The sequence below is a fragment of the Flavobacterium bizetiae genome, assembly GCF_902804475.1.
Taxonomy (GTDB): Bacteria; Bacteroidota; Bacteroidia; order Flavobacteriales; family Flavobacteriaceae; genus Flavobacterium; species Flavobacterium bizetiae.
In genome coordinates, this window is the sequence record NZ_CADCSU010000059.1 from 35,466 (window position 1) to 55,402 (window position 19,937).

Annotated in this window: 19 protein-coding genes, 2 tRNA genes and 1 pseudogene; 3 read left to right on the forward strand and 19 right to left on the reverse strand. The window is 33.2% G+C overall.

Annotation, left to right across the window (positions count from 1 at the left end; genetic code table 11):
* Window positions 1-37: 37 nt before the first annotated feature.
* The 8 genes from FLACOL7796_RS06015 to FLACOL7796_RS24850 form a co-directional block, all read right to left on the reverse strand.
* Window positions 38-118 (reverse strand) — tRNA-Tyr (locus FLACOL7796_RS06015).
* Between the two features lie 54 nt (window positions 119-172).
* Window positions 173-246, reverse strand: a tRNA-Thr gene (locus FLACOL7796_RS06020).
* Window positions 247-337: 91 nt separating this feature from the next.
* Window positions 338-640: a ribosome hibernation-promoting factor, HPF/YfiA family gene (gene hpf, locus FLACOL7796_RS06025; protein WP_056245753.1), complete on the reverse strand. Its 303-nt coding sequence runs from the start codon at window positions 638-640 to the stop codon at window positions 338-340.
* Between the two features lie 33 nt (window positions 641-673).
* Window positions 674-1,567 carry a tyrosine-type recombinase/integrase gene (locus FLACOL7796_RS06030; RefSeq protein WP_173969917.1) on the reverse strand — a complete coding sequence of 298 codons (894 nt, stop codon included), beginning with the start codon at window positions 1,565-1,567 and terminating at the stop codon, window positions 674-676.
* Window positions 1,568-1,706: 139 nt separating this feature from the next.
* On the reverse strand, window positions 1,707-1,901 hold the full coding sequence (rpsU, locus tag FLACOL7796_RS06035; RefSeq protein ID WP_026985791.1) for a 30S ribosomal protein S21: 195 nt from the start codon (window positions 1,899-1,901) through the stop codon (window positions 1,707-1,709).
* A gap of 318 nt (window positions 1,902-2,219) precedes the next feature.
* Window positions 2,220-3,359: an acyl-CoA dehydrogenase family protein gene (locus FLACOL7796_RS06040; protein WP_173969918.1), complete on the reverse strand. Its 1,140-nt coding sequence runs from the start codon at window positions 3,357-3,359 to the stop codon at window positions 2,220-2,222.
* Between the two features lie 17 nt (window positions 3,360-3,376).
* Window positions 3,377-3,727 carry a ComEA family DNA-binding protein gene (locus FLACOL7796_RS24845; protein WP_317168328.1) on the reverse strand — a complete coding sequence of 117 codons (351 nt, stop codon included), beginning with the start codon at window positions 3,725-3,727 and terminating at the stop codon, window positions 3,377-3,379.
* 152 nt (window positions 3,728-3,879) lie between these two features.
* The gene (locus tag FLACOL7796_RS24850; protein WP_317168329.1) at window positions 3,880-4,200 is read right to left on the reverse strand and encodes a hypothetical protein; all 321 of its coding nucleotides are present in this window, start codon (window positions 4,198-4,200) and stop codon (window positions 3,880-3,882) included.
* 355 nt (window positions 4,201-4,555) lie between these two features.
* Here FLACOL7796_RS24850 and FLACOL7796_RS06050 point away from each other — a divergent pair, with 355 nt between their 5' ends.
* Window positions 4,556-6,007, forward strand: coding sequence for an amino acid permease (locus FLACOL7796_RS06050; protein ID WP_173969919.1), 1,452 nt, complete (start codon window positions 4,556-4,558; stop codon window positions 6,005-6,007).
* A 73-nt stretch (window positions 6,008-6,080) separates the two neighbouring features.
* Here the strand turns inward: FLACOL7796_RS06050 and FLACOL7796_RS06055 are convergent, their stop codons facing one another.
* From FLACOL7796_RS06055 to FLACOL7796_RS06075, 5 genes and pseudogenes are all read right to left on the reverse strand, one after another.
* Window positions 6,081-6,308, reverse strand: a complete 228-nt coding sequence (locus FLACOL7796_RS06055) for a PspC family transcriptional regulator (protein WP_007810860.1) — start codon at window positions 6,306-6,308, stop codon at window positions 6,081-6,083.
* Window positions 6,309-6,417: 109 nt separating this feature from the next.
* Window positions 6,418-7,695 (reverse strand): annotated as a pseudogene (locus FLACOL7796_RS06060) (DUF2851 family protein).
* Between the two features lie 81 nt (window positions 7,696-7,776).
* Window positions 7,777-8,259 (reverse strand): 3'-5' exonuclease, encoded by a 483-nt coding sequence (locus tag FLACOL7796_RS06065; RefSeq protein WP_173969920.1) that lies wholly within the window; start codon window positions 8,257-8,259, stop codon window positions 7,777-7,779.
* Window positions 8,260-8,341: 82 nt separating this feature from the next.
* A complete protein-coding gene (locus tag FLACOL7796_RS06070; RefSeq protein WP_173969921.1) occupies window positions 8,342-9,703 on the reverse strand; it encodes a pyridoxal-phosphate dependent enzyme in 1,362 nt (453 codons plus the stop codon).
* 49 nt (window positions 9,704-9,752) lie between these two features.
* Window positions 9,753-11,720 carry a putative porin gene (locus FLACOL7796_RS06075; protein WP_173969922.1) on the reverse strand — a complete coding sequence of 656 codons (1,968 nt, stop codon included), beginning with the start codon at window positions 11,718-11,720 and terminating at the stop codon, window positions 9,753-9,755.
* A gap of 173 nt (window positions 11,721-11,893) precedes the next feature.
* Here FLACOL7796_RS06075 and FLACOL7796_RS06080 point away from each other — a divergent pair, with 173 nt between their 5' ends.
* Window positions 11,894-12,556, forward strand: a complete 663-nt coding sequence (locus FLACOL7796_RS06080) for a ribonuclease HII (RefSeq protein WP_173969923.1) — start codon at window positions 11,894-11,896, stop codon at window positions 12,554-12,556.
* Between the two features lie 59 nt (window positions 12,557-12,615).
* Here the strand turns inward: FLACOL7796_RS06080 and FLACOL7796_RS06085 are convergent, their stop codons facing one another.
* From FLACOL7796_RS06085 to FLACOL7796_RS06110, 6 genes are all read right to left on the reverse strand, one after another.
* Window positions 12,616-13,467, reverse strand: a complete 852-nt coding sequence (locus FLACOL7796_RS06085; protein WP_173969924.1) for a nuclear transport factor 2 family protein — start codon at window positions 13,465-13,467, stop codon at window positions 12,616-12,618.
* A 172-nt stretch (window positions 13,468-13,639) separates the two neighbouring features.
* Window positions 13,640-14,239, reverse strand: a complete 600-nt coding sequence (locus FLACOL7796_RS06090) for an NAD(P)H-dependent oxidoreductase (protein WP_173969925.1) — start codon at window positions 14,237-14,239, stop codon at window positions 13,640-13,642.
* A gap of 80 nt (window positions 14,240-14,319) precedes the next feature.
* Entirely contained in the window at window positions 14,320-15,138 is an 819-nt protein-coding gene (locus FLACOL7796_RS06095) for a DUF6597 domain-containing transcriptional factor (RefSeq protein WP_173969926.1), read from the reverse strand.
* An 83-nt stretch (window positions 15,139-15,221) separates the two neighbouring features.
* Window positions 15,222-15,923 (reverse strand): lipoyl(octanoyl) transferase LipB, encoded by a 702-nt coding sequence (lipB, locus tag FLACOL7796_RS06100; protein ID WP_173969927.1) that lies wholly within the window; start codon window positions 15,921-15,923, stop codon window positions 15,222-15,224.
* A 5-nt stretch (window positions 15,924-15,928) separates the two neighbouring features.
* Complete coding sequence (locus FLACOL7796_RS06105; RefSeq protein ID WP_173969928.1) at window positions 15,929-16,672, reverse strand: hypothetical protein; 744 nt, start codon at window positions 16,670-16,672, stop codon at window positions 15,929-15,931.
* Window positions 16,673-16,906: 234 nt separating this feature from the next.
* Window positions 16,907-17,623 carry a hypothetical protein gene (locus FLACOL7796_RS06110; RefSeq protein ID WP_173969929.1) on the reverse strand — a complete coding sequence of 239 codons (717 nt, stop codon included), beginning with the start codon at window positions 17,621-17,623 and terminating at the stop codon, window positions 16,907-16,909.
* 384 nt (window positions 17,624-18,007) lie between these two features.
* Between FLACOL7796_RS06110 and lysS the strand changes: the two genes are divergently transcribed.
* The gene (gene lysS / locus FLACOL7796_RS06115; RefSeq protein ID WP_173969930.1) at window positions 18,008-19,711 is read left to right on the forward strand and encodes a lysine--tRNA ligase; all 1,704 of its coding nucleotides are present in this window, start codon (window positions 18,008-18,010) and stop codon (window positions 19,709-19,711) included.
* Window positions 19,712-19,937 lie beyond the last annotated feature (226 nt).

The following is a 19,937-nucleotide window of genomic DNA, read 5'->3' on the forward strand; positions in this document are numbered from 1 at the left end:
CCTAAAATCTACGCTCTGAAATCTTAACTTCTTTTTGTGGGGAGAGCAGGATTCGAACCTGCGAAGTTCACACAGCAGATTTACAGTCTGCCCTCGTTGGCCGCTTGAGTATCTCCCCTTTATTTTATCAATAATTGCATGAACAATTTCAAATCGCATTTGAAATATTTAGAGCCGGCGGAGGGACTCGAACCCACGACCTGCTGATTACAAATCAGCTGCTCTAGCCAACTGAGCTACGCTGGCAATATCAATAAAAAAGTCCGCTATTTCTAACGGACTGCAAATGTAGCTATTTTATCTTTGTATCAAAACATTTTTTGAAAAAATTTTTCAATTATATGTGTGCTCTTATTTTTTCTTTCCTTTTTACCAATACACGCTCTAAAGATTCAGCCGAAAGCTCAACTGCTTCTTCGAATGTTTTGCATTGTTTTTTAACCAAAAAATCATCTCCCGGGACATTAATCTTAATCTCTACTGCCTTATTCTCCTTATCACTCGTTCTTTCAACTTTTAAAAAAATGTCTGCCGAAACAACTCGATCATAGTATTTTTCTAATTTATCCATTCTTTCCTGAATAAAATCCACTAATTTTCTGTCAACAGTAAAGTTAACTGCATGAACATCTACCTTCATAATACAAATTTTAGGGTTAAACATTAAGAATCATTATTTATTTCTTGGATGAGCGTCACCATACACCTTTTTAAGCTCTGCTAAACTATTATGAGTATAAACTTGTGTAGACGCCAAACTCGAATGTCCTAATAATTCTTTAACTGAATTTAAATCTGCTCCGTTATTTAGTAAGTGAGTTGCAAAAGTATGCCGAAGCACATGCGGACTCTTTTTTACCTTTTCAGAGACTTTACTAAAGTATGAATTTATTAAACGATACACAAAAGATTCACTCAATTTTAACCCTTTTGCCGAAATAAAAAAATACTCATGATCAATGATCTTCTCAACCGCAGCTCTTTCCTGCAAATACAAATTAAACTGTTCTGTAATTATTGGCAGTATCGGAATAATACGTTCTTTATTTCGTTTTCCCAAAACCTTAATTACATTTGAAGACAAATCAACATTATACTTCATTAAATGTATCAACTCTGCCCTACGCATTCCTGTAGTATAAAAAAGGTCTACGATTAGTTTATCCCTGACTTCTTCGAACCCGGATGGATTTGCAACTTCCTGCATTAAATCTGATAATTCTTTTTCAGAAAACGGAATCTGAACAATTTTAGGCGTTTTTAATGCTTTATGTTTCAGCATTGGACTTACCTCTATTTGCTTTGTTTTTAAAAGGAATTTATAAAATGCTTTTAAGGAAGACATTTTTCTATTTACTGATACATTAGAAATACCATCATCGACAAGCGAAACAATCCAACTCCTGATTTGACCGTAATTTACCTGCTCGATATTTTCCTGCTCGAATTGAGCTTTATTGAATGCTTCAAAAAACAAAATATCATTCAAATAAGCATTGACTGTATGTGGGGAATATTTTTTTTCTAATTGAAGGTAATCACGAAATGCTTCTTTATTTGATTTCATAAAAATATATACTTTTTCATTTCACATAAACTCATATCCTGTCATTAAAAAGAATATTATTTATTTCAAAATTAAGCATAAAAAAACCGTTAGTATCAAAATTTGATAACTAACGGTAATTATTTTTGAAAAGCTAATACTAACTCTCTAAACCATCTCTCATGTTTTGGATGTAAGCAGCTTTTTGAATTTGTGCTCTTTTGATAACAGAAGGCTTAATAAAAGCAGTACGTGCTCTTAGTTGACGAACAGTTCCTGTTTTATCAAATTTTCTTTTATAGCGCTTTAATGCTCTATCGATATTTTCTCCGTCTTTAATTGGTATAATTAACATAATATTGACACCTCCTCTCGTTAAGGCTGCAAAAGTATATATTAATTATGAATTATGAGTTATGAATTATGAATTATTTTTTGAGAATATAAAAAAGAGAGGAAAGAATAAAGAATTTAAACTGTCTTTGATTTTACAAAACTTCTATAATACGACTAGATGCGTGAGGGATTGCAATGGAAATCCTTTTTTGTTTTTTCTTTAAAAACAAAAAAGATTGCAATGAAAAGCCCGACCATAAAAACAAAAGCCACTTAGCGGCTGCTAAATGGCTTTTGTTTTTATGGGCACGCCCAAATTATTCTACTCTATATTATATTACTTCAATAAATTTCTTGAAATAACTAATTTTTGAATTTCAGTTGTTCCTTCTCCTATAGTACATAGTTTTGAATCACGATAGAATTTCTCTACCGGAAAGTCTTTTGTATAACCATAACCACCGTGAATTTGAACGGCTTCGTTTGCGATTTTGACACAAGCTTCCGAGGCATACATTTTTGCCATTGCACCCAATGTGGTAACGGGTTTATGTTGTTGCTTTAAGAATGCTGCTTTATGTAACAGTAATTCTGAAGCTTCGATCTCGGTTGCCATATCAGCGAGTTTAAAGGAAATTCCCTGAAAACTACTAATAGGCTGGCCGAACTGATGTCTTTCTTTAGAATATTTAAGAGCAGCTTCATAAGCTCCTTTTGCGATTCCTAATGATAAGGCACCGATTGAGATACGACCTCCGTCAAGTATTTTCATTGCCTGAACAAATCCTTGCCCTACTTCTCCTAATCTATTAGCATCAGGAACTCTGCAACCATCAAAAACCAATTCTGCAGTTTCGCTGGCACGCATTCCTAATTTATTTTCTTTTTTACCTGATGTAAATCCTTTCATTCCTTTTTCGAAAACAAAAGCCGTCATACCTTTTGAGTCTCCTTTTTCTCCGGTACGCACAATTACAACAGCGATATCTCCAGAGATTGCATGTGTTATAAAGTTTTTAGCTCCGTTTACAATCCATTCATCACCATCTTTTACTGCTGTGGTATTCATTCCGCCAGCATCAGATCCTGTATTGTGTTCTGTTAAACCCCAGGCTCCTATATATTCTGCGGTAGCCAATTTAGGTAACCATTTTTTCTTTTGTTCTTCGTTTCCAAAAGTTAAAATATGATTGGTGCATAATGAATTATGCGCCGCAACTGATAAACCAATTGAAGGATCTACTTTTGAAATTTCTTCTACAACTGTAATGTATTCATGATACCCCAATCCTGATCCTCCGTATTCTTCAGGTACTAAAACTCCCATATATCCCATTTCGCCTAATTTTTTAAATAGGTCAACTGGAAAAATTTGAGCCTCATCCCATTCCATAATATTAGGTCTGATATTTTTTTCGGCAAAATCTTTTATAGATTGAGCAATCATCGACTGCGTTTCGTTATATTCAAAATTCATTATAAGTTGCTTTTGTTTTAGAACTCCAAATATAAACTAATTATTTTTGCTTTTTCAACAGGAAAACCTTTAATTTTTGATAAATCCTCAATATTATTAATATTTCCGTTCATACTTCTATAGGTTACAATTTGTTTTGCCAAGGCATATTTGAAATACGAGAACTGCGATAATTCTTTTAAAGACGCATCGTTTATGGCTATTTTTTTAAATGAAGAAGGTATTACGACTTTAAAATGAGTGTTGAGTTCACTGATAACTTCTGGAGAAAGTCCCCAAAGATCATTCATTTGTTCCATAGAAACAAAACAGCCTAAAATTTCTTTTTGTTTTAATATTTCTTGCTGATAATGCTTCGCCAATGCCATAAATCTTGATCAAATCTTCTTGCGTCGCCTGATTGATATCCAGAACTATAATTTTTTCCTTTTTGAAATTGTCTTTTTTAAAATTCTCCTTTGTTGCGAATTCTTTTCTTTCTGTTTTAAAATCAATTTTATTCTTAGTCCAATCCGGAAATTTAAATAGTGGTGCGATTGTATTTAATAAAGAATCTGAAACTTTTGTTACTTCCTGAAACTCTTTTGCTGAATTTACATATTTGTTCTCTTTGCGAAAAGCCAACAGACGATCGATTTTCCTGAACCGACATTCCTAATTTATATCCTTTATAATCTGTAATAAAATTGGGATTGAAAGAATAGACTTTTGGTTTATCACTAAGTTTGGCAAGCTTCATAGCATCAATTTCTGATTGCAAAGACATCCATTGGTCTTTTTCCTGAAAAGATTTTTCGGGTGAGCTAAAGTCGACAAAAAAATAAATTGTCTGTAATATCATTATAAAAACAAAAAGTAAAAAAATTCCTGTACGTTGTTGTTTTGTAAACTTCAAATATTTTGCAAACGGGCTAAAGTTCATTACAATTAAAATTATTGTTTTCTAATAAATCCTGTAAATTAAGGGAAAAACGATTAATTTAACAAGAAATATACTAAATATATTATTGTTTTTAAAATTGCATTTTTCGCTAATAAAGGCCAATTAATTTAATGAATCCCAGTAGTTAAAGAATAATCAACGGAGGTTTTAGCAAAAAATTTAATATTTTATAACTTAAAAAGAGATAATTGTTTTTATTTTTTACAAAAAACGATACATTTGGAGCTTAATAACAATAAACCAATATTATAATATGTCAATTTGGAAAACTAAACCACTTTCGGTATTGCTTGACGAAGCTTCCGAATCTGAAAAAGGCTTGAAAAGAACTCTATCTTCACGGTCGCTCGTTGCACTTGGAGTTGGAGCCATTATTGGAGCCGGATTATTCTCGTTAACAGGAATTGCTGCTGCAGAACATGCAGGACCAGCAGTTACTCTTTCTTTTGTTTTAGCAGCCGTTGGATGTGCTTTTGCCGGACTTTGTTATGCAGAATTTGCTTCTATGATTCCGGTTGCGGGTAGTGCATATACCTACTCTTATGCTACAATGGGAGAATTTATGGCTTGGATTATTGGTTGGGATTTAGTTTTAGAATACGCTTTGGGAGCCGCCACAGTTGGTGTAAGTTGGTCCCGCTACTTATTAGAACTACTAAACAAATACGGAATTCACCTCCCTCACGATTTTATATGTTCGCCCTGGGAAACTCTGAAACTTAGTGACGGTACAGTAATTGAAGGTGGTATTGTTAACCTACCTGCGATTTTTATTGTATCGATGTTATCTTTATTATTGATTAGAGGAACAAAAGAATCTGCATCATTAAACAACTTTTTAGTTGTTGTAAAGGTTGCTGTAGTACTTGTTTTCATCATTTTAGGATGGAGCTTTATTGACACGGCAAACTACACTCCTTATATTCCTGAAAACACAGGTGTTTTTGGTGAGTTTGGATGGTCAGGAATTGCTGCTGGTGCCGGAACTGTATTCTTTGCCTTTATTGGTTTTGATGCTGTATCTACAGCTGCTCAGGAGGCTAAAAACCCTCAAAAAGGAATGCCAATTGGTATTTTAGGATCGCTTATTATATGTACGTTATTATATGTGTTTTTTGCTCACGTAATGACAGGTCTTGTTAATTATAAAGAATTTGCCGGAGATGCTAAACCTGCTGCAACTGCTTTTGCAAAAACAGGTTACGACTTTTTACAAACTGGTTTAATTGTAGCTATTTTGGCGGGTTATACTTCTGTAATATTGGTGATGCTTTTAGGTCAAAGCCGTGTGTTTTATACTATGAGTAAAGATGGTTTATTACCTCCATTCTTCAGTTCTATTCACTCTAAATTTCGTACTCCGTGGAAAACTAACCTTTTCTTCTTAGTATTTGTAAGTTTATTTGCTGGATTGGTTCCTGTAAGCGATTTAGGACATATGGTAAGTATTGGAACATTATTAGCCTTTGTACTTGTTTGTATTGGTGTAATGGTAATGCGTAAAAGAATGCCAGATGCTCCAAGATCTTTCAGAACACCTTTAGTACCATTTGTACCTATTGCAGGTATCGTAATTTGTTTGGCGTTGATGTATTCATTACCTAACGAGAGCTGGGTAAGACTTGTAGTCTGGATGGCATTGGGAGTAGCAATTTACTTTGTTTATGGTAAGAAAAACAGTAAACTGAATAATCCGGAGAAATAATTTTCTAAAGAGATACAAAAAAGGATCATAGAGTAAATAACTTTATGATCCTTTTTTTATGTTTTAAATAATCTTATAAATCGAAAACTGATGTTCGTTTAGCACGAATTAAATCTTTTAGTCTAATCCAAAAAGCTAAAGTCAGATAAACTCCAAATCCTAAACCTGCAGTAACAAACGAAATGTAAATAAAAAATAATCGTACACTTGTTACACGCATACCCAATTTATCGGCCAATCTTGAAGAAACATGAAAACCATATTTTTCGAAAAAGAATTTGAGTTTTAAAATAGCTGACATAGGTAGATTTTAGATTTTAGATTTTATCCTTCGCATTCGCTCAGAATTTTATTATTTTCCAGAAAAAACAAAAGTACAAAATTATCTCATTGACTCATTTTCTAATTCTCTAATTCTGGTTATTCTTCAGTAACTCTATACCAAGGGCGCATTTTAGACATGCTTTATGATTGCAATATTCATTTTTAAGCTCTAATAATGTTTGGGTTTCAAAAGCATTTTTTGAAGCAATTCCAAAGGATTGAAACTTATCTATAATAGCATTTTTCTCAGGCGTAACTTCATTCATAAACGTTATTAATTCTTCGGCAATAGATTCGCCTCTTATATTAGAATAGGCAAACTGAATAGGAATTATGGTATTTATAATGATAAGATCCAGAAAGGATTTAGATAATGATTTTGGTTTCGTTATACCTTCTTTATCAAACTGATAATGGTTTTGCCAATATAAACTCGCCGACACACTCAGCAAATCATAAACACTTTTAACTGACCTTAGTTCGATTATTTTTGAAAATAAATTTTGATGTTTGTGATATAAATTAGCCAATTGCGAAAGTCGAATGGTTGGGAAATTATCCGGACGGTGTTTAAAAAATTGTACAGCATCTATATGTCGTTTCTCTAATTGGTATTTGGTAAGAAGATAATAATACCTCAGCTTTAGATCTGTAAAGTAGATATCTTCCTTATCATCGTCCAACAAACCTGATGCACCCAAAAGTAATGCTTCGAGATTTTCGACTTCAAAACTTTCTTTTCTGATTATAGAAAATGGAATAGATTTAGCGATTTGCAAAAATGAATTTCCATTTGTATTTAAACCAAAATTCTTTGCTAACAGAGAGAACAAAACTCCTTCCCAATCCTGATTTGTTTCTTCCAGCAAATCATAAATAAATTTTGATTTGCGTTCTAAGCGATCAAAAAATAATCTTTCCTGCCAGTTGTTAAATGTAAAATCGTCAATTTTCCCGATGCTTTTTTCGCAAAAGATCCAGGACTTAGGCGACACTTAAGAATTATAATTGGATAAAATTTCTGAAGGAACATATTCTTTCAGAATCAAAACAGGAATTTCTCTATTGTTTTTTCCAAATATTTCGGTGTCATGTTCCCATACAACATGCAGAATGACATTTTCGTAAGCCACATCTTTTTCATGACCATGAACATACCAATCCGAAGACTTTAAATGAATCTCGACATTTCCCGCCCATTTTTGATTTTCTATCACAATTTGGGCATTAAAAAAATCGGGGCCGGCAAGTTCTAAATAATCTCCGGTTTTAATAATCGTGATTTGCTCGCCCTGCGTAGTTTTTAAATTCAGGGTTTCGAACTTTTTAAATTTCCAGAGATAATGAAGAAAATCTTCTTTCATTTTTTAGACTTTTACTTTGGTTTATAAAAAGTCTAAAATCAAATAAAATAAAATAATGTTAATCTTACAAATAATATGTTTTTATCTCAACATATATAATTTAGCACAAGCTCTTGCATCAGATAAGGCTTCGTGATGATTTAACTGAATTTTCATTTCACGACAGCAATCACTTAATTTAGTTGGTTTAAAACCTTTTGCCTTGTATATCTTAACGGTACATTCCCATTTTTCAGCTATATTCAAATCTTCATATTGCAAGCCGTAAAGCATCATCGATTTCATTAAAACATTACGATCAAAGCTTTCGTTATGCGCCACTACTACTCTGTTCTTTAATCTCTTTTCGATTTCAGGATACACCTGCACAAAAGTTTTGGCATTAATGGTATCTTTTGGATAGATTCCGTGTACACGAATCGTAAAAGGATTGTACTCGTTTTTAGGCGGTTTTATTAAAGTAACAAACTCATCTACAATTATTCCGTTCTCTACAGTAACAATTCCAACAGAGCACGGATGATGTCCTGTAGCAGTTTCAAAATCTATCGCGGTAAAAGTCATTTTCGAATGTATTAAGCTAAAAAATCCATAAATCTAATTTGTTCCTATTAGATTTATGGATTTAAATTTTATTAAAACTATTTTATTTTATTGCTCCAATGATATCATATTTGGTGATAATATGATGGTTTCCGTTTCCAAGATCAACTAAAACAGCATCATTTTCTTTGGTAAACAATTTAGAAACTTCTTCGATTGGAGTTCCTAATTTTACAATTGGGAATGGTTTGCCCATTACTTCTTTAATTGGTTTCTCGGCTACGTTTTTATCCGCAACATAACTTCTAAATAAATCTGTTTCATCAACAGAACCTACAAATCCGTTAATATCTACAACCGGAATTTGCGAGATTTTATACTTACGCATACGCTCGATAGCGTGCGAAACTAATTCTTCGGTACGAACAACGATCAATTGTTTATCGATATGATCTTTGATAACATCCTCGGCCTTTGTAATGTTTTCTTCTAAGAAACCACGCTCACGCATCCAGTCATCATTAAACATTTTACCTACGTAACGGCTTCCTGAATCATGAAATAATACTACAACTACATCTTCTGGCTTAAAATGTTCTTTAAGCTGTAACAAGCCTTTTATACAAGCTCCGGCAGAGTTACCCACAAAAATAGCTTCTTCAAGTGCAATTTTTCTAGTGTAAACCGCCGCATCTTTATCTGTTACTTTTGTAAATCCGTCGATTAAAGAGAAGTCTACGTTTTTAGGTAAAATATCTTCACCAATTCCTTCTGTGATATACGAGTAAATTTCGTTTTCGTCGAAAATACCGGTTTCGTGGTACTTTTTAAAAACAGAACCATAAGTATCAATTCCCCAAATTTTAATGTTTGGATTTTTTTCTTTTAAATATCTCCCAACACCAGAAATAGTTCCGCCTGTTCCTACTCCAACTACAAAATGAGTAATTTTTCCATCTGTTTGTTTCCAGATTTCCGGTCCTGTTTGTTCGTAATGTGCCAATGAGTTCGACATATTATCGTACTGGTTTACATACCATGAATTTGGTGTTTCTTCGGCCAGACGTTTTGAAACAGAATAATACGATCTTGGATCTGTTGGTTCAACATCTGTAGGACAAACTACAACTTTGGCGCCTACTGCACGTAAAATATCCATTTTTTCTTTAGACTGTTTGTCTGATATCACACAAATCAGTTTATATCCTTTAATGATAGCTACAAGCGCTAATCCCATTCCGGTATTTCCAGAGGTACCTTCAATAATAGTTCCTCCTGGTTTTAATCGGCCATCTGCCTCTGCATCTTCAATCATTTTTACGGCCATTCTGTCTTTTACAGAATTTCCCGGATTAAAAGTTTCGACTTTTGCCAATACTAACGCATCAATTTCAGCAACAATTTTGTTGAGTTTTACCAATGGTGTATTACCAATTGTTTCTAAAATGTTATTTGAAAAGTCCATTTCTATTTAATTTAATATTTGATTTTTTTATATAATATATGCCTTGTTTTTATTGGAAGAAATTCCAAACTAAACCAAATCGAATAACAAAATCACGATAAGGATTATTAGGCGCCGAATAATAGTCGCTTTTAGAAAACAAAGCATTTATGTGTTCTGCTTTCAGGTAGAATCTTGTTTGACGAATTCTGGCATTTACGAAAACATCGAATAACGGATAACCGCCAATTTCTTTATCTTTCTGAACATAGAATTCTCCAACAACAGGGTTGTAACCATTTCCGTAGTACTTTGTAAAGTAATTAAAAACGATTCCGGTTTGCATAAACAAGGCTTTCTTAAAAAAGTGACCTGAATAATAAAACGTATTTCTTGTTACGAAATCCGGTACATTTAAGATTAAATCTGACTGATCTACTTTTTGATATAAAAGTGTATTATCAAGAGCAAAAGCGCCAAATTTAAATTCACGACTTGCTTTTATTTCAAGATAGTTAATCGCATTTCCGTACTGAGCCGGATTTATAATTTGTGTATTAACAGCTTTTTGAGCTGGGTTGGAAACATCTGCAAAATACAAATGATCGTTTAAAACGGTATACTGAACTTCTCCGTTTAACCAAGGTGTACGAACTGCGGCACTAAGCGAATTAATTTTCTCGTTTTTAAAATTGTGCGACCAGTTGTATTGTACATAACTACTTTGGTACAAATTGTAATTATTATTTGGTAATTTATTGATGTTACGATATCTAAAATCAAACTGGATTTTATCACTAAAATCATATTTCAGTTTAGCATCCAAATCAGATAATGACTGGTTTGTAATTGATCTTGAATATAAAAAACGTCCGTTCCATTTGTTTTTTTGATATTCAAATTGTCCGCCTACATTATTAATTTGTAAAAATAAATTATCCGGAATCACATTTCCCGCAGCATCAACTAAAACTCTACCATATTTATAATTAGATCTGTAATCGTCTACGAAAAAATTAAATTTCCCTAAAAGAGAGTTTTCATACGCCACTCCTACTTTATTATACAATCTTTCGTAATGTGTCTGATCGTTGATCCCACTTGTCACGTACGAATCTCCAAATCGTCTTACAGATCTGGTACCAACTGTAGAAAGAACTGTTGCCTGATTGTATTCAAAAAATTTGTTCTCGTAATTAAACTGGTGCGTTACATATAAATTATTATTTCCTTCAGTTGGATTAATTCTAAAAGCATGATCAAAAAACAAACGTCGGCCTTTTAAGAACGACTCAGCATCTGTAAGATACACTTGCAATCTTTGACGGTTTTTATAATCCGGATTATCACTTTCAAAGTCAGAAGGCGTAGTAATTCCTCCGTTTTCTTCATTTAGAACATCCTGATAAGTATAATGCCCGTTGATCGCGTATCTTCTGTCGGTTGTAAAATAACTCGTTGTAAATCTAAAATTTCCCGAACTAACCAATTGGTTTATATAATCTCCTTCTGAACGTAAACCTCTGTACGCAATAGAAAAATTCAGATTTTTTGAAGTATTTAAAGTAATAAACGAATCTACGTTCTGACCTTTATTTATGGTTGTATTAAAAAACAATTCGGTCAACGGTGTTGCTGCTGAGTAGTAATTGATTTGATCTGCCTGTATATAATTAAAGTGTTTTCCGTTAAATCCTATTTCCGGATAAGGAGAAAAACTCGTTAAGCTGTATTGTAAAGTATTATAAGTCTGTCCGATATTTGCAAAAGACAAAAGTCCGAAATCATCCTTGCGAAGATTGTTTTGTTTGTACGCACTTTTTAAGGTTAATGAAGTATCGACATAGGTGGTATCGTGCTCCAGCGTAATAATCTGATATTGATCTATTGTAGCAATTTTTGCCTTTTTCTTTTTAATAGTATCAGTTATACTTGAATATTTTGTATTCATATCTAAACTATTTTTAGAAGTATTTTTTTCCTGAGAAAACAATAAAGTGGGTACAACTAATAGGTATAGAAAAAAGAATATTCTCATTTGATCGCTTTATATGGAATTATTTTGGCAAAATTTGTCTGGCAAAGGTAAAAGATAAAAACGTATAAATAAAAAAACACTTGAATTTATACCACTGCTTTAGCAAATAGTAAGAGAACGAATGTTTTTAAAGAAAATTTTATAATATTTGCGAATCAAATAAAAAAAAGAAAATGCTCGAAAAGAATTTCTCAGGATTTAATCTGGAAACCGGAACTGATGAAGCTGGCCGTGGTTGCCTGGCTGGTCCGGTAACGGCAGCTGCAGTAATTTTGCCAACCCATTTTGAGCATGAACTTTTAAACGACAGTAAACAATTGACAGAAAAGATGAGGGTATTTTTAAAACCCATCATCGAACAACATGCACTTTGTTTTTCCGTCACTCATTTACATCCTAACGAAATTGACGAGATTAATATTTTAAACGCTTCAATGAAGGGAATGCAGGAATGTATCCTGAAATTAAATCAGGTTCCTGAGTTTATTATTGTAGACGGAAATCGTTCTCTGAATGCTAAATTGGGCTTAAAGAATACTTTTGGCAAACAGTTTTCTATCACCGAAATTGAGTTACTAAAATCGATTCCTAATCAAAGTATTATAAAAGGTGATGGTAAGTTTTTAAGTATTGCCGCAGCTTCTGTGCTCGCAAAAACGTATCGTGACGAATATATGGATCAAATTCACGAAGAATTTCCCATGTACAACTGGAAACAAAACAAAGGTTATCCGACCAAAGAACATCGGGAGGCCATTAAAAAATACGGAACTACAAAATACCACCGAATGAGTTTTAGACTCTTGCCGGATCAACTGGAATTGAATTTTGAATAACAAAAAAGACTTATCCGTTTAGATAAGTCTTTTTTGTTTGTAAAGTATTTTACTTTCTATTATTTTTTACTTTTTAAGAATTCAGCAAATTGTTTGGTATCAAAATAGAAAGGTCTGATTGCTGTAATTTTTCCATCCTTTATATCAAAATGTTCAGAAATTGGCATTAAAAGAGTCTTACCCGATTTTTTTGCTTTGGTTTTTATGGTAAAATAAATAATGACTTCATTTTTGGTCGAATCACTAAAATAAACAGGTTCTTTTTCTATTTCTAAATCAAAAAATTCAGCTGATTTTGCATACATTTTAGTCCATTCATTAAAACCTACATATTTCCCTCCATAAGGCAATCCTTCTGCCTGATAATAAACAGCGCCTTCTTCTATTAAATGTGCCATTGTAGTAAAGTCTCTGGTCTTAAACAGGCTCTCGTAATATTGGGCAACGATCTTAAAATTTTCAATTTCCAGATTATTCAAAATTTCAGATTCAGACAAAGTGACTTCCGGATTCCAAAAACCAATAATTTTACTCACCTGACCTTTTCCGTTGAGTCGTGCAAAATCACGTCCGGCCATTATGAGTTTATTTTTTGAATCTAAAATTTTCCAGTCCCAGCTTACATAATTGTCTTTTACAACTTTCGGGCCTGATGTAAATACTGCATCGGGATTCTTTTTATAAAATTCATTTATAACATTGTTTAGGGCAGCTGTTCCCTTTATGGATGCAGAAGGATCTTCGAAAGTGCTTTCCTCCAGCCAAATTGTTTTAATTATTTTTAACCTTGCCTCGCTCTTGCGTTCTGACCATGCTTTTTCATAAACCTCGATTGGATTTAATTTATCTTTCTTTTGAGCAAAAAGGCCATTAATCATAAAAATAAAACAGATAAAGTAGATTTTTCTCATAAGTCATCAAATTAGGTTAGCTAAAGCTTTTATTAAAAGTATACGACCAAATTTAGTATAAAAAACCCATAGTAGTACTACATTTCCATAATTTGCGATCCATTCAAAATCTCTCTTATTAAAGGCTCTTTTTTATATTTTTTACAATTATCCTGATTTTTAAATCCGTTTTTTATTTCAAAAGAGATTCTCTATCTCCAATCTTAAATGCAGCTTTAAGCTGATTTTCCCAGTCTGAAACATTTTCCTGAGAAGCTCTGTCTGCCTTATCAAAATAAAAATGCTCTTGGATTTCTAATCCTGAATACGTAAAAATTCCAGTATCTGAAGTTAGTGCCAAAGCTTTATCCATTCCCATTGCTTCATATTCTGCATTTGATTTTCCGTGCGAATTGATAATGATTGTTTTCTTTCCGGTCAGTAATCCTTTTTGAATTCCCTGATCGTATCGGTACGCAAATCCGTAACTAAACACACGATCGATATAACCTTTCATAATCGCGGGCATTCCTGTCCACCAAATTGGGTAAATAAAAATAATACGATCTGCCCAGGTAATAAAATCCTGTTCTTTTTTTACATCATCAGCGACTTTACCCATTCTTTGCCCATTCATATCGTCAAGGGATAAAACCGGATTAAAATTGATTTGATTCAAATCGCGAACCTTAATTTCTGCTCCTGATTTCTGAAGACTTAGTAAAACTGTCCGTTTGAAGAAATGATTTAAACTACCTGAATTGGGATGCGCATAAACAATTAAATTTTTCATGTTTTCTATTTTTAAAGATTGAACATGACAAATGTAAAACGCAAGACTTGGGTACAATTGTAAGAAAACGAAAAGAGGGTTTACGACAGTTTAGAGCTGCAGATATCGTTTTGAAATTTTAAAAACTTTGTGGGCGAAATATTCATATAATATTTAAAGTCATGAATGAGCTGACTTTGATCGTAATAACCGCATTCGTCAACAATCGTTAACCAATCTGTTTTAGACTCTTTTATTATATTTTCCTGAATTTTATTTACCGCTTTTAAAAACCTTTCATAACGGTTGGCTTCTTTAATGGTATAACCAAAAAGTTTCTTCTGATTGAGCTGCACATTTCTTTCGGTTTGATTAATCTGCGAAGCAATGGCTTTTATTGGATTCAGATTTTGATTTTGAAAATCAGATAAAAGTGTTGTCATCTCATTTTGCTCCCGTAAATAAGGTTTACAGAAATCTAAAATGTAATCAACACGTTCTTTTGTATCAGAAAGTTTTTGCAGTTCTTCCCATAAAAGCGTAAAACAATTTTCATCAATTAAATCATCAGGATGAATGGGCAAAGAATCGAAAAGTGCGTTGCCAAAGAATCTGTAAAAAGCGCCTTCTTTAAAATTGGCTACCAGAATCTCTGAGTTTGGTTCTAAAGTATAATCAAAGGCTTGTTTGATAGGACCAAGAACAATACATTTTTCGACTTCTAAAAAAGTATTTTGCTGTGATTTTAGAGAAGATTTTGTTCCAAAGTTAAAAACCAATATGGTTTGAAAGCTTGGCAATAAAGTTTTTGTTATGGGAAACGCCGTTTTATTTTCGGCAAAGTAAAAATGAGAAAAAACAGTTTCAAATGCTGAAGGAACGGCAATTCTATAATTGTTATTTTCTTCAGCATTTTTCATACTATTTATATTTTAGAAAACTTCTTAGTTGTAATTAACACAGAGGAAACAGAGTTTTTGCGAACTTTGCGGTTAATTAAAATTTACGAAATAAATTCTGCTTCGAACAATTGAGTCAAATGTTTGACAATTTTGGCTTTTACTTCGGTTTCATCGACTTTTTCTACGCCAAGTTCCACTTGTAATGAAGTCACGCCTTTTCCGCGAATGCCACACGGAATAATGTTATCAAAATATCCTAAATCTACATTCACATTCAAAGCAAATCCGTGCATGGTTACCCAGCGTGAAGCGCGTACACCAAGTGCACAAATTTTACGTGCAAACGGAGTTCCTGCATCTAGCCAAACGCCAGTTTCGCCTTCGCTTCTTCCGCATTTCAAGCCGTATTCTTCTAAAGTCAGTATTATAGCTTCTTCCAGAAAACGCAAGTATTTATGAATATCGGTAAAGAAATTTTCTAAGTCCAGAATCGGATAACCTACAATTTGTCCTGGCCCATGGTACGTAATATCGCCGCCACGATTGATTTTATAGAAAGTTGCTCCTTTGGCTTCCAGCTGTTTTTCGTTTAATAAAAGATTTTCAAGATCACCACTTTTACCTAATGTATACACATGCGGATGTTCTACAAATAGTAAATAATTGGGTGTTGGTAAATCGAGTTCTTCTCTTCGGTTTTTGATTTTTAAGTCAACTATATCCTTGAAAATTTCTTCCTGATATTCCCAGGTCGATTTATAATCTTTACTTCCTAAATCCTGAAGTTGAATTTTTTTATTCATTTTAATTATTTTTCAAACTCGACATCAAAGTTGAGTTTGTCAGGATTCTCCATATAATCCGTAAAAGGGTATTGAATTGTAATTGATTTTCGATCTTCGCTAAACAAAGCATTTGGGTTGGATACTTTTTTGATTCGTTTAGGAAAATGATACTTTATAGTATAGGTAGACGAAGCAAAAATCATCTTGGACATATCTTGCACAGAATCTTTTGCTTTTGCTGCCAATTTTGCTTTATCGATTACTGCTTTACGCGTAAATTTCTTTCCGTCGTATGTATAGCTTAGTTTGCTGTTATTATCTCCTAATCCTTTTGCAAAAGGCGTTGAGCTATTTGCTCCGCCTTCTAATTTCTGAAGCGCGCTCAAAGATTGCAATGCATCTTGCAATTCGTTTACATTTTTAAAATCAGTCGAAAGCGTCATTAAAAACTCTTTCTTTTCACCATTCATTTTGGTGTTTACAACAAAATTTTCCAGTTTTTTAAGCTCTTTTTGAGCTTCTGGAGATAATTTTGCGATGCTGTCTTTTTTCTCTTCAAATAATTGTTTGAAGGTAAAAGTAGAATCTATATTTTTCTTAGCATCAGGTCCCAATTGCTCGCCTGCCATTGCCATTAAAGAAGAACCATCCATATCTACAGAGAATTTTCCGGTTCCGTTATCGTTTACATAAATATTTTCGGTTAAGGTGCAACTTGTTAATGTTGCTAATACAAAACAAAAACTAAGTAATTTGTATAATTTCATAATGGCTGATTTTTTATCAAAGATACGAAGACTATTTTATTTTATTTAATCGTGGATTTGTTTAATTGTTTATGCTAAGATTGTCCGCAGATTTTACGGATTTAAACGGATTGAACGCGGGTTCTTTCAATACAATCTTTGTCAAAGTTTAAAACTTTGACAAAGATCTATCACTTCAAAAATAAAAAATCAGTGCAAATCCGTTTAAATCCGTCAAATCTGTGGCTAATAAATTCACTCCAAAACAACTTCGAGATTTGTTATTTCCGGATTTTGTAAACAATCTGAAAGTTGAAATTCTAATGTCATTGTTTTTTTATCTGGACTGATAATTGCCTTCTCGTTTGAGACCGATTTTATTTCTCTTGGAAAATGATATTTTAAACTATAGGATTGCGCTAATTTATACTTAGCGTACATTTTTTTTCTTTCTTCCAGCATTTTTTTATCCTTATCAAACTTTTGCTGATCGACAATTACCAAGTTTCTTTTGAAGGTAACGCCATCGAAAGTATATTTTATTTTAAAAGATTCTTTTGAAACCGGATAATTTTCTTTTAACGAATTGGACAAACTAAGGCTCTCATAAACATTAGGTATTTCTTCTATTTTTTTAAAGTCGGAAGAAATTATATTAAAATTTTCCATTTGAACGGGATCAACTTTAATATGCATTTTTACGTTGGCATGTTCCTGAAATAATGCCTGATCCGATTTATTAAATTTCGCAAACGTTGCTGCATACTTTGTGATATAATCCTGAAAAACAAATATTGTATCAACAAATTTTTCAGAATCAGCATACGGACGTCCTAATTGCATATAACTATTTTCGTCGCGTAATTGAAAAACTTCAATAGTTCCGGTTCCGTCCGGATTGATGTTGATGGTTTCGGTGATTTGGCAGCTTGAAATTAAGAGTAATAGTAAAAAGGCTTTTATGTAGTTCATTTTTTTGAAGATACTAAGGTTCTGAGTTGCTAAGATACTGAGGTTTTTTATTTGATTTACATTTTCTTTAAGTGTTGTCTTTTCGAGGAACGAAGCAATCACTCCCTACTTAAAAAAACTTTACGGATCCAGCATGTGAGATTGCTTCGTTCCTCGCAAAGACAAAACACTCCAACCTAAAACCTCTTTTAAAAACTGAAACCTCTACTCTAGCCCCGATAGCAGCGGTATCCTTTTTTGCTTTTTCGGCAAAAAAGATACAAGTGAATAGCGGGACAAAACGGGATTGAAATGCAATAAATTACTGCTACAAAAAATCTAAAACCTGCATTCTAAAATCTACATTCTTTTCTTTATCTTTGCACACTTAAAAAAGAGCACAAAATGGCATTATCAGAACAAGAAATCATCCGAAGAGAAAAACTTCAAAACTTACGCAACTTAGGAATCAATCCTTATCCGGCTAATCTTTTTCCTGTAAATCATACTTCGAAGCAGGTAAAGGAATCTTTTGAAGAGGGTAAGAAGGTGATCGTTGCCGGACGTTTAATGAGTGTTAGAGATCAGGGAAAAGCTTGTTTTGCTGAATTGCAGGATAGCGAAGGACGTATACAATTGTACGTGAATCGCGATGTTTTGTGTGAAGGTGATGATAAAACTTTATACAATACGGTATTTAAAAAATTAACTGATTTAGGTGACTTTGTTGGTATTGAAGGTGAATTGTTTACAACACAAGTTGGTGCGCAATGTATTCGTGTTAGCGGTTTTACTTTTTTAAGTAAAACACTTCGTCCGCTTCCTTTACCAAGAGTTGACACAGATGGAAACGTTCACGATGCATTTACAGATCCTGAGTTACGTTACAGAATGCGTTATGTAGATTTAACGGTGAATCCACAAGTTAAAGAAAACTTCATTAAACGTACGAAATTGTATACTGCAATGCGTGGTTATTTTAATGATGCAGGATATCTTGAGGTTGAAACTCCGGTTTTACAATCGATTCCTGGTGGAGCTGCGGCAAGACCTTTTATCACGCACCATAATTCGCTTGATATTCCGCTTTATATGCGTATCGCAAACGAATTGTATTTGAAAAGATTAATTGTTGGTGGTTTTGAAGGTGTTTATGAATTCTCGAAAAACTTTAGAAATGAAGGTATGGACAGAACGCATAATCCTGAATTTACCGCTATGGAAATATATGTAGCCTACAAAGACTACAACTGGATGATGGAATTTGCTGAAGGTTTGCTTGAGCATTGCGCTATCGCGGTAAACGGAACGAGCGAGGTTACTTTTGGTGAACACCAAATTAACTTTAAAGCGCCTTATGCACGTGTAACGATGACAGATTCTATCAAACATTTTACTGGTTTTGATATCTCTGGTAAAACGGAAGAGGAATTGTTTGACGCTGCAAGAGGAATGGGAATTGACGTGGATAAAACAATGGGTAAAGGAAAACTGATTGATGAGATTTTTGGAGCGAAATGCGAAGGAAATTATATTCAGCCAACTTTCATTACTGATTATCCTAAAGAAATGTCTCCTTTATGTAAAGAGCACCGTGATAATCCTGAACTTACAGAACGTTTTGAATTGATGGTTTGTGGTAAAGAAATTGCAAATGCATATTCTGAATTGAATGATCCAATTGATCAGCGTGAACGTTTTGAAGACCAAATGCGTTTGGCTGAAAAAGGTGATGATGAAGCAAACGGAGTTATCGATGAGGATTTCTTAAGAGCGCTTGAATACGGAATGCCTCCAACTTCCGGAATGGGAATTGGTATGGATCGTTTGATTATGTATTTAACAAACAATGCTTCGATTCAGGAAGTTTTATTGTTCCCGCAAATGCGTCCGGAGAAAAAACAAGCTCAGATTGAATTGTCTGACGAAGAGAAGTTTATCGTAGATTTATTGAAAGGAAATGAAAACAAAATGGATCTTCAGCAACTAAAAATTACTGCGAATTTAAGCGGTAAAAAATGGGATGCGTCTATGAAAAACTTATCGAAACACGGTTTGACTAAAGTTGCTGTTGAAGGTGACTTTAAATTTGTGGAATTGGTGGAGTAATTTTTTAAAAATCCAATTTTGGAAAATTCAAATTCCAAAATTAAATTATACAGCAAACCCGACAGGTTTTAAAAACCTGTCGGGTTTTTTATTTTAAAAAAATACTTATCTTGATTAAAAAATTACGACCAGACTCAAGCATCGGAACTAAACAACTCAAAAACAATAACTTAATTCAATAAAGTTATTTCACAGTAAAATATATTGACAAATACTTATATAATGT

Excerpts from the sequence above, each read along its gene's own strand:
- hpf (WP_056245753.1), bottom strand. The coding sequence starts at position 640 with ATGAAGGTAGATGTTCATGCAGTTAACTTTACTGTTGACAGAAAATTA.
- FLACOL7796_RS06030 (WP_173969917.1), bottom strand. The coding sequence starts at position 1,567 with ATGAAATCAAATAAAGAAGCATTTCGTGATTACCTTCAATTAGAAAAA.
- rpsU (WP_026985791.1), bottom strand. The coding sequence starts at position 1,901 with ATGTTAATTATACCAATTAAAGACGGAGAAAATATCGATAGAGCATTA.
- FLACOL7796_RS06040 (WP_173969918.1), bottom strand. The coding sequence starts at position 3,359 with ATGAATTTTGAATATAACGAAACGCAGTCGATGATTGCTCAATCTATA.
- FLACOL7796_RS24845 (WP_317168328.1), bottom strand. The coding sequence starts at position 3,727 with ATGGCATTGGCGAAGCATTATCAGCAAGAAATATTAAAACAAAAAGAA.
- FLACOL7796_RS24850 (WP_317168329.1), bottom strand. The coding sequence starts at position 4,200 with ATGATATTACAGACAATTTATTTTTTTGTCGACTTTAGCTCACCCGAA.
- FLACOL7796_RS06050 (WP_173969919.1), top strand. The coding sequence starts at position 4,556 with ATGTCAATTTGGAAAACTAAACCACTTTCGGTATTGCTTGACGAAGCT.
- FLACOL7796_RS06055 (WP_007810860.1), bottom strand. The coding sequence starts at position 6,308 with ATGTCAGCTATTTTAAAACTCAAATTCTTTTTCGAAAAATATGGTTTT.
- FLACOL7796_RS06065 (WP_173969920.1), bottom strand. The coding sequence starts at position 8,259 with ATGACTTTTACCGCGATAGATTTTGAAACTGCTACAGGACATCATCCG.
- FLACOL7796_RS06070 (WP_173969921.1), bottom strand. The coding sequence starts at position 9,703 with ATGGACTTTTCAAATAACATTTTAGAAACAATTGGTAATACACCATTG.
- FLACOL7796_RS06075 (WP_173969922.1), bottom strand. The coding sequence starts at position 11,720 with ATGAGAATATTCTTTTTTCTATACCTATTAGTTGTACCCACTTTATTG.
- FLACOL7796_RS06080 (WP_173969923.1), top strand. The coding sequence starts at position 11,894 with ATGCTCGAAAAGAATTTCTCAGGATTTAATCTGGAAACCGGAACTGAT.
- FLACOL7796_RS06085 (WP_173969924.1), bottom strand. The coding sequence starts at position 13,467 with ATGAGAAAAATCTACTTTATCTGTTTTATTTTTATGATTAATGGCCTT.
- FLACOL7796_RS06090 (WP_173969925.1), bottom strand. The coding sequence starts at position 14,239 with ATGAAAAATTTAATTGTTTATGCGCATCCCAATTCAGGTAGTTTAAAT.
- FLACOL7796_RS06095 (WP_173969926.1), bottom strand. The coding sequence starts at position 15,138 with ATGAAAAATGCTGAAGAAAATAACAATTATAGAATTGCCGTTCCTTCA.
- lipB (WP_173969927.1), bottom strand. The coding sequence starts at position 15,923 with ATGAATAAAAAAATTCAACTTCAGGATTTAGGAAGTAAAGATTATAAA.
- FLACOL7796_RS06105 (WP_173969928.1), bottom strand. The coding sequence starts at position 16,672 with ATGAAATTATACAAATTACTTAGTTTTTGTTTTGTATTAGCAACATTA.
- FLACOL7796_RS06110 (WP_173969929.1), bottom strand. The coding sequence starts at position 17,623 with ATGAACTACATAAAAGCCTTTTTACTATTACTCTTAATTTCAAGCTGC.
- lysS (WP_173969930.1), top strand. The coding sequence starts at position 18,008 with ATGGCATTATCAGAACAAGAAATCATCCGAAGAGAAAAACTTCAAAAC.